This window comes from Olivibacter sp. SDN3, from assembly GCF_014334135.1.
Taxonomy (GTDB): domain Bacteria; phylum Bacteroidota; class Bacteroidia; order Sphingobacteriales; family Sphingobacteriaceae; genus Olivibacter.
In genome coordinates this window covers 2,754,587-2,771,660 of sequence record NZ_CP060497.1, presented here as the reverse complement: position 1 = coordinate 2,771,660, position 17,074 = coordinate 2,754,587, and the positions used below count along the sequence as shown (strand labels likewise).

Below are 17,074 nucleotides of genomic sequence, written 5' to 3'. Positions count from 1 at the left end.
ATTGGAGATTCCTTTTATTCACACCATCCCTTTTAAATGCTTATAATTACTCCTCACCGTGTCCAAAACTTCATCCATACGGCCACTTAAAATCAATTTACCCATGGTAATAGCATAACCTTTCATTTGTGAAAACTCAATCTTAGGGGGCATAGCCAACGCATTTGGATCAGTTTTAACATGCACCAGGACCGGTCCATCGTAGGTAAAAACCTCCCTCAGGGACTGCTCTACCAGCGCTGGATCGTCCACACACAGCCCCTTCATACCCATGGCCATGGCTACCGTCGCAAAATCGGGATTATACATATCTGTTTGCCATTGGGGCAAACCTGCTACTTCCATTTCCAGTTTTACCATCCCCAGGGAACGATTATCGAATACAATTAATTTAATAGGCAAGTTATACTGCACTATCGTGGCCAGATCACCTAGAAGCATAGAAATGCCTCCATCACCGCAAAAGGCAACTACCTGTTGTTTTGGACGGGCAAGCGCCGCTCCAATAGCTTGGGGCATGGCATTTGCCATTGATCCGTGATTGAACGAACCAAGCAGCTCTCTTTTCCCGGTTGCATTTACGAATCTCGCCCCCCAGACACAACTCATGCCCGTATCAACGGTAAAAATGGCATCATCAGCGGCTAGCTTATCAACGGTATCTGCCAGATATTCAGGAGATATATTATCTTTTCTGCCCCGTTCATTTGCATATGAACGCTGGATCTGCATCACTTTTTCATGAATTTTGAGCTGTGCGTCCAGGAAGCTGGTATCTCCGTTTTGCTCAATCAGCGGAAGAAGTGCCTGAAGCGTATCCTTAATATCACCTACCAGGCCCATCTTTAATTTAGCCCTCCGTCCCAATCTTTCAGGGCGTTCATCAACCTGAATAATCCCACAACTCTCAGGCATAAAATCTTTATACGGAAAATCTGTACCAAGCAATAAAACCAGATCTGACTCGTGCATCGCGTGATAGGCCGCGGGAAGCCCCAGCAGTCCGGTCATGCCCACCTCATTGGGATTATCATACTGCACATACATTTTACCGCGGAAAGAATAACCTACCGGAGCATTTAATCTTTTAGACAAGCTCACCACCTCATCGTGCGCATCTTTACAGCCTATACCACAAAAGACCGTAATACGCTTATGTTCGTTCAGCACTGCTGCCAACGCCTGGATTTCGTTATCTTTTGGCCGCAGTAAGGGACGGTTCCTTATCAACGTGGTCTCTGTAACTATTTCTTCCGCCTTCTCCATCGCCACGTCCCCCGGCATACCGATCACTGCTACACCTTTTTTGCTGTAAGCATGCTGAAGAGCCGCCTGTAGCATTCGCGGAAACTGTTTGGCTGTGGTAGCTATCTGGTTATACACACTGCAATCGTCGAACAATTTTATGGTATTCGTTTCCTGAAAATAATCGGAACCCATTTCATCGGTATGCATGGTGGAAGCAATAGCGAGAACAGGTACCCCTGACCGGTTTGCATCGTATAAACCGTTAATTAAATGTACATGCCCGGGGCCGCTGCTTCCTGCACAGCAGGCTATTCCATTGAGTTCCGCTTCCGCGGCAGCGGCGTAGGCCCCAACTTCCTCATGTCTTACATGAATCCACTGCAATTTCCCGTTTCTCCTTACCGCATCGTTAAACTCATTTAGACTATCTCCCGTAACCGCATATACGCGTTTGATCCCAGCTTCCAGAAGCGTTTCCACCAGCTGATCTGCTACTTTTTTTGCCATAGTGAAATTTTAAATATTAATGGTTATTATCTGAACGTATTGAGAACAACAACTCGAAGCAGATTTTGTTAAACTACTTCAAATAAATTCTACGGCAAAATGAACTGAAATTAGCACCTATACTTATTCAATAGCCTTTAAGACGACCTATTTACGCCTAGGGAACATCTACCCAGTTTCCATCCGAACGGATTATATCTATAAGTTCATTAAGCGCATTTGCTGAACTAACATTTTTTTTTACAACTTCCTTACCTCGATACAAAGTGACTTTGTCCGGGCCGGCGCCTACATAACCATAGTCCGCGTCAGCCATTTCTCCCGGGCCATTCACTATACATCCCATAATCGCTATTTTCAGCCCCTTTAAATGGTTGGTCCGGTTTCGGATCATCTGTGTGGTTTCCTGTAGATCAAATAGGGTGCGGCCACAACTTGGACAGGAGATATATTCCGTTTTAGATATTCTAGATCTTGTCGCCTGCAGAATTGCAAAAGAAGCTGTTACAATTTTTCCAGTATTTATTGCAGGGGCATCTATCCATACCCCATCTCCCATTCCATCTACCAACAATGCACCTAAATCGGTTGCTGCATATAATTGTAATTTTGAATTTGGCTCCTCAGGGTTCATCAGATCTCCTAGCGGACCATTAAAATCTCTAGGGTCATAACTTCTTTTAATTATAACGGGTACTTCCAGCCCCCACGCTTTCAGCTTTAAGAAAAGCTGACGCTGTTCGGCCATTCCATGCACTGCATCAGTCTCCACGATAAAAACCAATGTTTGGTCCATAGGAACCTGTTCAAAAAGATCCTCATCCAGATCACTGCAACTTAAGCGTACGAGGTTCATATAAGGATCGCGCATTGCAGCAGTAACATATTCTTCCAAAGAAAAAATCGGATGTGCATTTACCTTATCCTGCAACTGCAGCCATGTAGCGTAATGGTAGAGTTGTTTCAGGTTACCCGGCATATTAAATGAAGGCAGGTTATCTCCCAAATAAATAAAGTCGATTGATTGTTCGCCCATATGGAATTTATCAAGTATTACATCGTACAGATAACCCGCATCTTTCAATACCATAGGATCAATTAATCGCTTTTGAGAATAATCTACTACTATACGAGGTACCATCGAACCGCCTATAAATGCATTGACCTCAATCGTTTCCCTCCGAGCATTAATGCTATTATGTCCGATAGCTGTTGGAAAAGACTGGGTAGACTGACCGGTTAATTTTTCACGCTTTTTATACCTATTCACCAAAGCCTTCGCTACAGGAATCTCCAGCTCCGGCTCTTCTGTCAGTGAGACCCTCACGGTATCACCCAAGCCATCTTCCAATAATGTTCCGATACCTACAGCTGATTTTATTCTACCGTCCTCGCCATCGCCCGCTTCTGTCACTCCTAAATGCAGTGGATAATTCATGTCTTCAGCCACCATTTTTTCCACCAACAATCGATAAGCTTGTACCATTACCTGAGGGTTGCTGGATTTCATGGATATAACCAAATTATGATAATTCAAATCCTCGCAGATACGAATAAACTCGAGGGCAGATTCCACCATTCCTTCAGGAGTATCACCATAATGACTCATGATTCGATCGGACAAAGAGCCATGGTTCGTACCTATCCGCATGGCTGTACCATATTCTTTACAAATCTTCACCAGGGGTGCAAACTTCACGTATATGCGTTCAAGTTCTGCATTATATGCAGCATCGGTATAACTCAGTTGGTCGAATTTTTTTTTGTCTGCATAGTTACCAGGGTTCACGCGTACCTTTTCAACGATACGTGCAGCGACCTCTGCGGCATTAGGTGTAAAATGGATATCAGCTACTAAAGGTACCTTACATCCACGCTTTAGTAATTCGCGTTTTATTTCAGCTAGATTAGTAGCTTCTTTAATACTTGGAGCAGTTATACGTACATACTCGCACCCTGCGTCTACCATCCGTATCGTCTGTTCAACGGAACCGATCGTGTCCATGGTGTCCACGGTTGTCATACTCTGTATTCTTATAGGGTTGTTCCCACCCATCGGAACATCACCAATAGTAACCTCACGTGTTAACCAACGTTCATAATGTGTCAACGACGGACAATATTTACCCGGAAGAATCCAATTTTTAGCCAAATCCATAGTATAGTATATTGCACAAAGTTAGCTATTTTTCATGAGGTCTTCACCTATCGACATCGGTTAACCATGTTATAAAAATAGAAGGGTGGTTTGTGGCAAGCAAGACTCCTTTTGCGACGGGCATGTTGCCCACGGATTGCGATAGAGCAAGCCAGCCAAGCACTTTGCTCTACTTCGGTGCGGACAAAGTAGAAATTTACAAATAATTCCTATCTTTAGCCATGGAAGAAAATCTACCCTTACCTATATTAAACAGCGAAGAACAACGGGTTTTGGGCTCCTTGATGGAAAAAAGCAAAACTACACCCGAATACTACCCACTAACACTCAATAGTTTGGTAGCTGCATGTAATCAAAAGTCAGCGCGAAAACCTGTCGTTCAATACGACGGAGATACGGTTATAGGTACATTAGATTCCCTGCGAAAAAAAAGTTTGGTTGCTACCGCCACCGGGGGTTCAAGTCGAACCATAAAATATAGACACGCGCTTAGCGTTGCCTATCCGATCATTCCCGCAGAAGTGGCTATTCTTTGTTTATTACTCTTACGCGGCCCCTTGACCGTTGGTGAAATCAATAGCAATTCCGGTAGGCTTCATCTATTCGAATCTTTGGCGGAGATACAAGAGCATCTGGATAAATTAAGTAAGGATGAGCCTGCCATGGTGATCCAGGTCCCCAAAAGAACGGGGCAAAAAGAAGTTCGTTATACACATCTTTTTGGAGGAGTTCCCGATTTCGATAGTATTGATTTTCAAGAAACAGTAACAACAGGCAATGCCTCTAGCGTAGCGCTTGAAAGCCGCCTCAGCAAAGTTGAACAAGAGTTAACTGAGCTTAAGGAAGCTTTTGACAAATTAGTAAAAGAGTTATATTAATGATGTTCGATAACATCTCTTTTCACCTCCGCTACCGGACTAAATAGATACACCTTCCCTGTGTGTATCTCCGTGCAGCGAAAGCGGGTACGCATTTTTTCACCCTTGCGGAATATTCTTCCGTTGGGTAATACGAAAGCAGCACCCGGAGGCAGTTCTTCGACCCGTACAAAACCTGCTCTCGGCTGATCGTAGCGTTGTAATGTTCTAAACAAGGTAAGATCACCACAGCTGGAGGCTGCAGGATTACCTAGATAGGTTGTTACTGCTGCACGAACATCAGGTGGGAGAATTTCCCCATTGAAAAAAGGCTCCATTAAAAGTTTGAAGTTTTTTTTCCACTCTTTACCGTGTGGCTTAACACGACTTTTATACTCATTCCATGTTTTAAGATGAGCAAATTCATGCACCGTTGTCACCAAAAAGGCATAGGGATTCAAGTTATGATTGATGGAAATACGATGTCCTTTTCTTCCAAAGGGAGATCGATAATCACCGAATTTTGATAACCTGTTTTTTGATATCTTAAACATGCAAGGCGCTTGATAAATCCACTGAGCTATAATAGGAGCAGCTTGCTTTGGCAAATACTTCTCCAATATTGAAGTAGTTTTTTCGATCATTTTTAACGTATTAAATTACCAAGATCTGATTGTGGATTTTTACTTGATGCTTAATTCGCTATTAACACTAGCTCTCATAGCCTGTTTATTTCCTACTATAATTTATTTCAACCATTGATAAACGAGCAATGAAGCGAAATAAGCTAATGCTGTCATATAAGTCAATTGAATGATCGGCCACTTCCAACTTTTAGTTTCCCGATAAACTACTGCAACTGTACTCATACACTGCATAGCAAACGCATAAAATATCATCAATGAAAACGCAGAGGCCACAGTATATACAGGTTCGCCGGTTACTGTATCGCGTGCGTTCGCCATTTTCTCACGGATAGTAGTGGTATCGTCCTCCGGTTCTTCCACACTATAAATCGTTGCCATTGTTCCAACAAACACCTCTCTAGCTGCAAATGAAGTGATTAGCGCAATCCCTATTTTCCAGTCGAACCCTAGAGGTCTAATAGCGGGCTCAATTGCCTTTCCCAATATGCCGACGTAAGAATTTTCCAGTTTCTCGGATGCTTCCATATATATTAATTCCTCTTCAGCATATTGGTTAACAAATTCTTCTGTTTGATACTTCTCTTCAACAGCATCCATTCGACCAGATGGACCGTAGGTAGCTAACACCCAAAGTACAATCGACATAGCAACAATTACTTTACCTACCTGAAAAACAAAAGTTTTAACTTTCTCATACATCGTCAATAGAACATTTCCCCAGCGAGGAGCGCGATACACCGGCAGCTCTAATATAAAATAGGATCTTTCTTTTGCCTTTATTATTTTTTTCATAACCCACGCCACTACCACCGCTCCAACGGTACCAATAAGGTACATAGCCATCAATGCCAATCCCTGCATATTAAAGAATCCCGACATTTTATCGTCGGGGACAACTAAAGAAATGAGCAGTGTGTAAACTGGTAACCTTGCAGCGCAGCTAATCAAAGGTGTGACCATAATAGTAATAATTCTATCCTTCCAGCTTTCAATATTTCGCGCAGCCATAATAGAGGGTACTGCACAAGCAAGCCCGCCAATCATAGGCACCACAGATTTCCCATTAAGCCCAACCTTACGCATAATTTTATCCATCAAGAAGGTAATTCGAGCCATATATCCAGTATCTTCCAGAATAGCTATAAAACCGAATAAAATAGCTATCTGTGGTATGAATACAAGCACACCGCCAAGACCAGCTATAATCCCGTCAAAAATCATGTCGGCTAACACTCCCTCCGGTACATAAGTCCTCCCCATCTCGTCGATCCAAGCAAAGAAATCTTCTATTAGCCCCATAGGATATTCTGCCCAAGCAAATATTGCCTGAAAAATAAACAGTAAAATAATTAGAAAGGTAGCAAAACCCCATACTTTATGCGTCAAGAATTTATCTATTTTTCCGGTAGGGGTATCTTTTACAGGAATTGTTTGGCGTTTCACCGTATCGCTCAGTATTTGACTTATGTAGTCATACCTTGCAATGGTTTCGGCCGTTTGCGATTTCTGCGAATGAAAAGTATTTGTTTGCTCTAAAGACTCTATATGATTACTTTCTTCTACAGTCAAATAGTCTAAAATTTCATGCTGATGGGCTAATAGCAATGCAACGTAGTCTTGCTCGATCTTGATATCATGCTTGATCTGGGAAATAAGTGCTGGAGCAATTTCGGCAATCGCAATACTTTCTGTTTGCAATGCCAATGAAGGAGCATCTTCTATCGCTTGTTTAAGTACTTCTATATTTTCATTTCGCCGTGCACTAATAGGAATAACTTGTACTCCTAATTTGTGAGACAATTGATCAACATCAATCAAAATTTGCTCTTTTCTTGCTACATCAGTCATATTAAGAGCAAGAATGACCGGTATCTTCAGATCAGCAACCTGCGTAAATAAAAGTAAGTTTCTTTTCAGGTTAGTGGCATCTACCACTACAATTATCAAATCAGGGTGCGAAGAATTCTTTTGATTTGTTAACACTTCAAGAACAATCGCTTCATCTTTACTCTTGGGGTATAAACTATAACATCCAGGTAAATCTATCACCTCGATCTGCTTACCGTTTGGAAGTTTAGTGGTTCCTGTTTTCTTATCGACGGTAATACCTGGAAAATTGCCTATTTTCTGGTTTAGTCCTGTTAAGCTATTAAATAAAGTTGATTTCCCCGTATTGGGATTTCCTACTAAGGCTACTTTCATGAAACAGTGGGTCTTTACTAAATTGTATGGTGTAATTCTTCGACAACAATGGTAGCGGCTTCTTCTTTGCGAAGACTCAGTTGATAACCAGCGACAGAGATAGCAATAGGATCTCCTAAAGGAGCAACTCTTTCAAAAGTTACCACTTCTCCTGGTAAACATCCCATTTCCATTAATTTAACTGAAAGATTTAGATTCGTAAAATCTCTGATCACTCCTGATTTACCTGGTTTCAATGCTGTCAATTTCATGTGTGATTGCTTATCTCCATAAATTAGCTCAAAGGTACACTTTATTTAGAATCATTCAAAAAAAAGACTGGCGATTCACCAGTTACTCCTGAAACTATATTTATCGTTGGACATTTACACCTCTTTTTTAGTACACCACAGGACAGAAACATAAGACTCATCACCACTGCAAAAATAAAAAAGCGAATACGTTTCATAAAATATTGTTCTGGGTTAGCCACCTCAGTTTAAAGTCAATACTAGGTGAATAAGTCTCTAACGATAATTTCTATGGAGTACAAGATATGAAAACACTCCCATACCTGTACCCACTACATCTACAAAAAAATCCCACCAATCTCCACTACGGTAAGTAAAAAATTGATACTGCAAAAACTCCGTTAACAGACCAAATGCGACGGAAATTATGGCAACAATGCATACGGTTATCCAAGAAGCATTCCTTGTTTTATTCTTACTTGAAAACCCGAAACATAATAATACGGAGAAAACAAAGAAAAACCCCGTGTGTACTAGTTTATCTATGCCCTCAAAAACAGGTATATTCTCCGTTGCTCCACCCATCGGTAAACAAGTCAATAGCAAAATAACAATTGCCCATAAGGCGGACCAAATAAAATGTTTCATGAATTCAGTAATTTTAACAGCTTGATTATAGATAATTGACGCAAAAAGAACTGTAATTATCTTGACTCAAAAACACAATAGGTTGCTTGTTAATAAGCAACAAGCAACCTAATCGTTCATCGTTCTGTCATGCATACAGCCTTTTTGGCTCTGGGATGCAGTTTAATATTTAAACACCTACAAGCTCTTGATAGGCTTCTGCAGATAACAGGCTGTCTAACGCTGTACCGTCCGCAACTTTTACTTTTACCATCCAACCGTCACCATAAGGGTCAGTATTCACCAGCTCAGGGGAGCCATCCAGTTTTTCATTAACACTTAACACAGTAGACGTGATCGGCATAAATAGATCGGAAACCGTTTTAACAGCTTCTACTGTACCAAAAACGTCATTTGCAGCGACCTCTTCACCCACGGTTGGTATTTCAATAAATACAATATCTCCTAGTTCTCGCTGTGCAAACTCTGTAATACCGATGATTGCTTCATCGCCTTCAACACGAACCCATTCGTGATCTTTAGTGTATTTCAATTCAGCTGGAAAATTCATTATGACTATAATTAAAACTTTAAGTGTGGCGCTCTATACTTTGCCATACAAAATAAGAAAATATAAGAGCTATTAATTTTTTGCCAAACTTAGATAAATTTGCTTTTATATGCAATTTTTTACTTTGATGATATCTGCACAAATTTACTGTAACAAGACACGTAGATTGAAGCCAAAATTACTGTATGCAGTAGCAAAAGTTTGCGAAGTATGTGGCCGAATCGCATTACTATCAAAAAACATCCGAACATTGAATCGGTTATTAAACATATAGTCAACAGATGGTCTATATGTTACATTCCGGTTTCCAGAGGCGACCTCCGGGAAATCTGCATCAGAACGGTATACTAATGTTTTCATGTCGTTTATAGCCATATCCAGCTTAAACGTTAAGTCGTTAGATATTTTTCGTTGTGCAAACCATCCAAAAGGAAACCTGAACCCTACTGCACGATATCCTGCTCCAACAACGATGCCTTCATCTAAAAGCTGAGCCAACTGGCTGTTTTGCAAACTAAGGTTCAAAGTACGCGCTAATCGGTATTCTGCATTGGCGGTAAAGTTGTTCTTAAACCTCGCATTAAAACCAATTAGAGGTAAAAACTGCTCCTGCAACGTTATCTGTGAAAATTGAAATTCTGGAAGAAAGTTCCCTTTTATATCTTTTACAGAGGGGGCTCCGTTTGTTTTGCCGTACCGTATCAGCGTTGTATAACCGTTTATGTTATATAAGGTACGATAACCATGGATAAACTCCATAGAAGCCAAATATTCACTAAAAAAGGGGAGTCTTGCCAAACCATTGTATATAACCCTCCAATTCGGAATCGGTATATTTGGAAAAGTTCGTAAGCTCTGTTTTGTCGGTTTTTTACCCGTATATGCTGAAAGAAATGCGCCTACGACTACATCCTGTGATGCGCGACCGTAGCCGTCCGCAAAATCATCAGTTTCACCTATAGAATTTGGGTTCATCTCTCCTAAACGACGGGAAATAGTACTTCTATCTCTCTCAAAATTTCTAAAGAGCCGGTCCTTACTTGAGAATACTGTACGTAAAGCAAAAAAAGACAGACTATAATCTCCAGCAGTTACCGGTGTAAGTCTATCAAATGTATTGTTCGGCTCATCAAATAATATTTGTGTAGTAAAATTGCTGTTCCTTACTCTTGTTGCAGTTAAATCAATCCTTAGGTCTTTGAAGGGTTCAAGAGTGGCTCTAATACTCAGATCCTCTCTTAATGATTTGGCATATAACTGCGTTTGTAGACTGTCCGTGGTAATCCAGCCGTTATCAAATGCTCGGTTCAAGATATCACGTTGACTACCAAACAAAAAACCAAAACCTGGCGCGTTTCGATCAAAATCATAGCCCAGCATATTGGTTTTTCCTAAATAACCAGGAAGAAAGGTTCCGTCAATACGTGTATAAGCCGCATTGAGGTCTTTTAAGCTTGATATGAAACTAGCCAAGACCTCCACTCCTCTATTCGTACTTTTACCCTTTTTAGCCTCTTTGAAAAATCTAAACCTATTGAATAGACCTGAAAAATTGAAGCGGGGATTTAACTGAAAGGTACGTGAATTTTGAATAGTATTACCTATATCCAATTCGGAATCATTTATCGCAAGTAAGGGCTGCGTTCTCCACATAAACTGGCTACCATACCTCGCCGCTACATTGATCCAATCCAGTCCTGGTAGTTTATCTATAGGCACATTATATGTAAGGTTCATCATATGATTGTAGTCGGTTGTCCTACCTAGATGCCAAAAGTTCTCCCAAAGTGTGTCACGCTTAAGGCCATCCAATCTACCTTCCGGTTCGTCAATTATGGAATAGTTCGTTGCATTAAAATCCAATTTTAGCGATCGCGTAAGATTCCAGCTAATTCCATACAAACGATTCATAGTGAAATTTTTATTATACAGTGTACCTATATTCCCAATCGGAAGAAAATTATCCGGAGAACTGCCTAAACGTAGCGTGTTTTCGGCATAAAGCCGCTGGATATCTATTCTGAAATTCAAAAAAGATGGCATTAGATTAAAATTGAGATCACCCAGCAGCTTAGTATATTTACTTTTAAACAGCTTTTTCAGCGGTTCAAGATATTCTTCTTTATGCTGAACATAATCGTAAGCAAATGTCGCTCGATAGTTATTTTGTATAGATCGTTCTGTTAGGTAGTCGCGATGGTAAAATTGAGAAAAAGCATATGAAACGCTAAAATTCTCTATATCCCATAATTTAACGGGTTTCTCATTGTCCATACGTAGCTTCCTAACATTCATAAAACTAATGCTTTTTCTCGCGGTATATTCTTGCGTTAAACGCAGTAAAGAATCTCGCTGACTAGAGTTCAGGCTGACAAGTGCTGATTCCATTTGAATATCTGGCATCAACGGATTATATTCAGGTATTCGTACTTGATTGGAATAGTTAAAAAAGAAAGGAATTCGAATTCCCGCTTGTTCGGGAAAAAATTTACCAAACTCGGCAGCGCTTGTAATATCAAAAAACTGATCGTCACTTCTATTTCGTTCACCAATACGTCTATCGATAGCACCGAAACCTATGGTACTTTTACTGCCAGATAGTGTTACATCGGCAAAATCGGCCAATTTGGCATTTAACCGAGCTGTCGCCGCCCAACCTCCTCTATCATCAAAATCAGTAAGTCGCAATTCATTAAACCAAACTATACCCGATTTCTCTAATCCATCATCTCCATTTTGATTAGCAGACCTCCTTAATGGATTTCTTACACCCAGCATGTAAAATCTCACTTTGCTAATATCTGGCTGTCCTTTTATTGTAACCATATTGGCTCCATCTAAGAAACTATAAGGTATTTCTATCGGCCAAGGGCTTCCATCAGGAAGCATAGTCTTATTACGTTCTTCCTTCGCTTGTTGGAAAAGTTTTATTTTTACATTCATTCGGTTTGCTTCTGGCCATATTGCATCAGGATCTCTACTTCCCATCATTGTGACTGCCAGCGGCATATCATATTCATAATAATTTTCTTCTCCATCTGTTCCCATTCTGATGAATCCATGAAGGTCTCCGTTTCTCAATTGGTCTCCCTCTGCGTGAATGAACATTTGTAACCTACGGTATGCCCTAAAATCATTTGAAGAAGCGCGATAGGCAGCTTGTCCAAATCCATCGCTCAATCTGTTGACAGTTAACGATAAGGCTTGCTCATTTAATTGTACATTCGTATTGAAGTTACCATAATCTATCTGTCGCTCTATACCAGGAGGCACAACGTAAGGAATAGGTTGACGATTGCCATTTTCCTCAATGTTTACTGCTGCAACCTCAAGGGTAGACCTGTCTGGTGCCGGATTGTTCAATTCGGGGTCGGCAATCACTTTTATAGGCGAACGTTCAGCATTGTAACGGCGCCACTCACCTCGTACTAACTGCAACCTTGCCATACGTAACACTATTGTATCCGCAAAATCAGTCATGAACATGCGCATAAACCTTATCGACTTAAAGTCTTGCACGTCACCGACTTTTGATTCGTATTGAGTAATGGGGATTCTGAATTGATACCATTTCACGACTTCTTTGCGTCCGTTGGCAAGTTCCACCGGAGCATCAATCATATCCACTATAAAATTCCTTCCAACCACCATATCCTGTGGTTTTACCGAAACCCTATATTGATAATATTCATCGACTTGATTCATGGTATTGTCACGATTTACGTCTTCACTATCTGGTAATAACGTTGACGCTGATGTTTCCACTCCATTTTCATCCTGCGATTGATCCGCTGTCTTACTATTTCCTTCTGTTCCATTAAACCGCTCATATCGTTTCAGTAAACCGGCATTCTGCGCATCTAACTCTGCACTTCGGAAATAACTGAAATTATCACTGGAAGGATCGTTGTTTAGCTCCTGCATTGGTTGCGGGTCAACGATAGCACTTATCCCCGCCAAAAAGTTGGAGAAATGATTTCTTTCGTCTCTATCAGCTAAAGCATCTAAACCAACGTCCTGCAATGCACGCAGTTCGGTTGCGTTGGCGAAAGCCTGCACCATAGGCTGTAATTTAGGCACCCTCCCCCAATTCGTAAAGTCCATCTGCGAATAGTCGCCATTCACCGGCAATGCATTTTCAACCGACCTGCGTCCGTCTTTCAATATGTCTTCCGAAATATTGCCCAAGTTGAAGTAAAGGTCACCACCTTCTGAAGTTTGTTTGTAAATAAAAGGATCCATCAGCCACATTTCAATAAATTCTATATTTTGCGCTTCAAAATCGGGGGTTTGTATCTGTCTAAATACTCCTCCCCATCTAGCTTTTGGATTTCCCAATGTCCCATCACGATTGATGTCAGAGGTGCCATAATTATAAGGTCCTCTTATAGTTGGATAAAAACCTAAGTCCAAGGTGGACATATAAAGGGGCTGCCCGGTAACAGTTTCCTTATTCGGAAACACTTCTTGTTCAAGAACTTCTCTAACATAATGATTAGAGAGTTCGTCAAGATTACCCCTTATGTTTGTGGGTGTAAGGTTATTGTTTCTATAAAAAATAGGATCTATATTATAGAATGCCAATCGTGCTCGATTAAATCCGTATCTAAGATCATTCTCCAATTGTGATTCCGGAAATAATTGTGGTGTCCCCGAGATCTGCCAACTAATAGCCCCTTTCAAGTCAATAAAAGATCGGCTATTTTCAAAGTCATCTAAATAGCTCACTCCATTTCGGGAGCCAGCTATATTTGTTGCCCGGGAGTGCCCAGGAACTAAACTTGCAAACTCTCCATAAAAGGATATGGATGATTCTTCCTTAGTATCCATAAAAGGAATTTTATCAACCATACGTGTAAGCCAACGTGATGACGCATTATAATTCACGTCAAGCCCCCACATGGTATTGGAAATAGGCTCTTGCGAAATATTAACCTTTTGTGTCAAGGGACGTTCAGTAAGATTCATGATTGTACCCCCTAATTGAAGATGATCATTGACGAAATAGTCCAAGCGAGAACCAAACATGGTTCTTTGCTGCATTCCAAACAACTCATTATTTTCCAATCGAATACGAATCGCTTGTCCCGATTGTAACATCGCCTCATTTAAAATACGTACTCTTCCGATATCATAATCCACTGTAAAATCGGCTCCCTCTTGCAATGGAACTCCTCCTGCAAAAACCTGCACAGAACCACGAGGGATATTAATAGCACCTAACTGAAACTCGGATCCTGCTTCCGATTCATACGTACCCTTTATAAGAAAGCGGTTCTTATTAGGAAATAGCTGCTGCGCCAAAACCTTAGTCGAATCATACAAAGCCTGAAAGGTGTAGCGTTCTGCCAACATCTCTTCTCCAGATGCAAACAAGCGGGCAAGATCTTCTCCGAAGGGTTCCACTACAGGGAAAATAATCCTTCCATTTATTGGGTCTATGGTAAGTCCTTCCAAAAAATCAAACACCCCGTCTGGTTGCCTATCTTCTTGTGGATTCAATCTATCTAATCCGGTAAGCTGTAACCATAATTTGTTGGTTGTGTTGGTGCCTTCAAACATTACCGGTCGCTCTACACCGGTTTCATCTTCCAATCTAAACACATTTAACACAAAATTGTTCCTCCCTACCCGATATGCTCCTATTGAGTAAATATTCTTCATCATCAAGTCCCAAACAGGTAAGTTAGTTTTTAAGATTTCATTTTTCAGCAATTTCGTATACAACACTTGCGGATTTGAAGGTGTAATAGGAATATCATTTGAAAATTCCCCTACTTGATATTCTCTGCCATCTGCTGTGTAACGATATGCTACAGCGAGCACCTGATCAGCATTTAAAGGCATATTCAAAGAAATATACCCGAGTCGATGATTGAGTGTAAATTCGTTTTCGTTTAGTTTGCGTGCGTTGGTCAATCGCGCAAAATTATCGTTTGCACCAGTAGCCTGAAAAAGGGCCGCAATCGCATTTGACGAACTATACCTAGCTTCAGAATATTGCTGCAATATCTCTAATAGACGATTAGACTGCTGTGGAAAGGCAGGGTCGCCTAGCACCGCTGCTGCAGGTAACGCCGAACCTCCAGGCAAATTCAGCATACTGTTCCAAGGGCTATTTTCTCCAAGATCCATAAAGGCTAAAACATCTCGGCTATTTTCTATTGAATTACTTCGATTTGTTACCCAGACTTCAATTTGTGTAATATTTATATTAGTTAACAATAATGGAGCATTTGCCATTACTCTATTGTAGTTTTCTCTAAAATAATGGGCCAGGAAATAATGTTTATTATCTTCATAGTCATCTGCTTTAAGTGCAAATTCATTTTGCTGGGCACCATTTGTAATAGTAATTTCTCTGCTTTGCGATCGTTGTTGAGAAAAGACGCTAGTTACGCCTAATCTGCCAAATTGCAACTGGGTTTTCACCCCAAAAAGAGCCTTTGTTCCAGATATAAGTGTTGAATTAAGAGGCATGCTTACATTCCCTACCTCTATCCTTTTAATAATAGCATCATCTGTACCCACATAATCAAATTTTATTTGATTTTCGAAATCAAATTGTGCGTCTGTATTATAATTGGTTGTAACGCGCATTCGCTCTCCTATTTGTCCGGTGAGGTTCATTTGAATGCTTTGATCGAAATCAAAAGCGAGTTGCCTTCTTTGACGTTCATTAAACATTGGGTTGTCATTTCGGTTAAACTGTCCCATGATTGTGGCATCCGCACTTCCTCTAGGGATAATATTAATGGCATTTCCTCCAAAAATTTTTTCAAATGCTTGGCTATTTACTTCAATTATCGGAATCATCCCTTCTCGGCGAACGCGCTGCGAAAATAAATCAGACAACTCTCGCCAGTTTTGCTGCTTTAACGTTTTCTCTTCATATTGTTGGTATTCATTGATTGTAAAATACTGGGGTGGTCTGTACATACTATTCCCTATATTTTCCCGAAGTGTATAATGTTTATTAATTGGATCAAACTCTACCTCCCTTTTTATAGATCCAGGAGTACGTAACTGAATACCGCTGTTTTTAGGATATAAATCTAGAAAAGGTTTATCTTTAATAGGATAGATAAGTTTTATGCTGTCTCCTATAGACTTCAATGTATCATTTTTTGCTGACAACTCACTAATCACCTTGGCCTCTGCATGCTTCAACACCAGTGGAGCGGCACACCATAAAAAAAATAGTAAAAGGGTAAAGGTATTTCTCAAAGCACCGGTATATGAATACACATTCCTAGTGTAAAATCATCAAAAAACCAAAACCGTTATAATTATATTAACAGCCTCAAAAAAAGGGCTATAGTATTATGTAATTTTAACAGTTTTATCTGATTTAACTATTGTCTGAGCCAAAAAAGATTCGTACAAAAAAGCATACTTTCCACTTACAAACGAACAAAAAACTACAGACAAGCCCTTTGTTCATTTTGTTCAGATTTTACACGATGATCTAAATGAACGACACCTTGTGGTAGGTAGATGGGGTCCTACCTATATAGATTCACACCACACTTCAATTTCTATTGCTAATAGGCTTATTAGCAATAGAAACCATATATTACAACAAATATGATGATGTATATGATTTTATAGACAGATATAGATTGATGGCAATAATTTTACAAAATGATCATACATTAATTTTCTTTACTGCTGCAACGTTAGCAACTACACATTAGCATATTTCAGAGATATTTTGAATAATCACTACTTTTTCATGTTTTTGTAATTTCTACAATTCTAAAACCGTAAATTCCGTTCGCCTATTCAATTAGTGTCGGGTCTCGGAACATTTCACAGTGTCTGGCACATAACTCATCTTTTCACCCAGAACTGTATAAACCTTTGCAACATCGATCTCGAATTCGAATTCGAACACACCTTCCTGTGTGAAGGAACAGATGTCATCAATGCCAACACCCCTTTCCATTGGAAGAGATATAACCCGCTTCCGTAAGGTTAGTAATATCATTTACGGTGTTCACTAATCGAAAATTTCATTCAGTTTG

The 17,074-nt window shown here is 40.2% G+C and carries 10 protein-coding genes; 1 reads left to right on the top strand and 9 read right to left on the bottom strand.

The annotated features are described in order from the left end of the window. Nucleotides 1-18: 18 nt before the first annotated feature. Together H8S90_RS11365 and ispG are read right to left on the bottom strand one after the other, a co-directional pair. Nucleotides 19-1,755 carry a thiamine pyrophosphate-dependent enzyme gene (locus H8S90_RS11365; protein WP_187342642.1) on the bottom strand — a complete coding sequence of 579 codons (1,737 nt, stop codon included), beginning with the start codon at nucleotides 1,753-1,755 and terminating at the stop codon, nucleotides 19-21. Between the two features lie 157 nt (nucleotides 1,756-1,912). Next, nucleotides 1,913-3,913 carry a (E)-4-hydroxy-3-methylbut-2-enyl-diphosphate synthase gene (ispG, locus tag H8S90_RS11360; RefSeq protein ID WP_187342641.1) on the bottom strand — a complete coding sequence of 667 codons (2,001 nt, stop codon included), beginning with the start codon at nucleotides 3,911-3,913 and terminating at the stop codon, nucleotides 1,913-1,915. Between the two features lie 221 nt (nucleotides 3,914-4,134). On the opposite strand from ispG, the gene H8S90_RS11355 reads away from it, so the two are divergent. After that, entirely contained in the window at nucleotides 4,135-4,791 is a 657-nt protein-coding gene (locus H8S90_RS11355) for a YceH family protein (protein ID WP_187342640.1), read from the top strand. On the opposite strand, the gene H8S90_RS11350 is transcribed toward H8S90_RS11355, so the two are convergent. From H8S90_RS11350 to H8S90_RS11320, 7 genes are all read right to left on the bottom strand, one after another. Then, a complete protein-coding gene (locus tag H8S90_RS11350; RefSeq protein ID WP_187342639.1) occupies nucleotides 4,788-5,414 on the bottom strand; it encodes a SprT-like domain-containing protein in 627 nt (208 codons plus the stop codon). The genes H8S90_RS11355 and H8S90_RS11350 overlap by 4 nt on opposite strands. 102 nt (nucleotides 5,415-5,516) lie before the next feature. Beyond that, complete coding sequence (gene feoB / locus H8S90_RS11345; RefSeq protein ID WP_187342638.1) at nucleotides 5,517-7,619, bottom strand: ferrous iron transport protein B; 2,103 nt, start codon at nucleotides 7,617-7,619, stop codon at nucleotides 5,517-5,519. A gap of 17 nt (nucleotides 7,620-7,636) precedes the next feature. After that, nucleotides 7,637-7,870: a ferrous iron transport protein A gene (locus H8S90_RS11340; RefSeq protein ID WP_187342637.1), complete on the bottom strand. Its 234-nt coding sequence runs from the start codon at nucleotides 7,868-7,870 to the stop codon at nucleotides 7,637-7,639. 255 nt (nucleotides 7,871-8,125) lie between these two features. After that, nucleotides 8,126-8,497, bottom strand: coding sequence for a VanZ family protein (locus tag H8S90_RS11335; protein WP_255501916.1), 372 nt, complete (start codon nucleotides 8,495-8,497; stop codon nucleotides 8,126-8,128). Between the two features lie 169 nt (nucleotides 8,498-8,666). After that, nucleotides 8,667-9,047, bottom strand: coding sequence for a glycine cleavage system protein GcvH (gene gcvH, locus H8S90_RS11330; protein ID WP_187342636.1), 381 nt, complete (start codon nucleotides 9,045-9,047; stop codon nucleotides 8,667-8,669). A 144-nt stretch (nucleotides 9,048-9,191) separates the two neighbouring features. Then, nucleotides 9,192-16,295, bottom strand: coding sequence for a cell surface protein SprA (sprA, locus tag H8S90_RS11325; RefSeq protein ID WP_255501915.1), 7,104 nt, complete (start codon nucleotides 16,293-16,295; stop codon nucleotides 9,192-9,194). Between the two features lie 541 nt (nucleotides 16,296-16,836). Beyond that, nucleotides 16,837-17,037 (bottom strand): hypothetical protein, encoded by a 201-nt coding sequence (locus tag H8S90_RS11320; RefSeq protein WP_187342635.1) that lies wholly within the window; start codon nucleotides 17,035-17,037, stop codon nucleotides 16,837-16,839. Nucleotides 17,038-17,074: the final 37 nt, after the last annotated feature.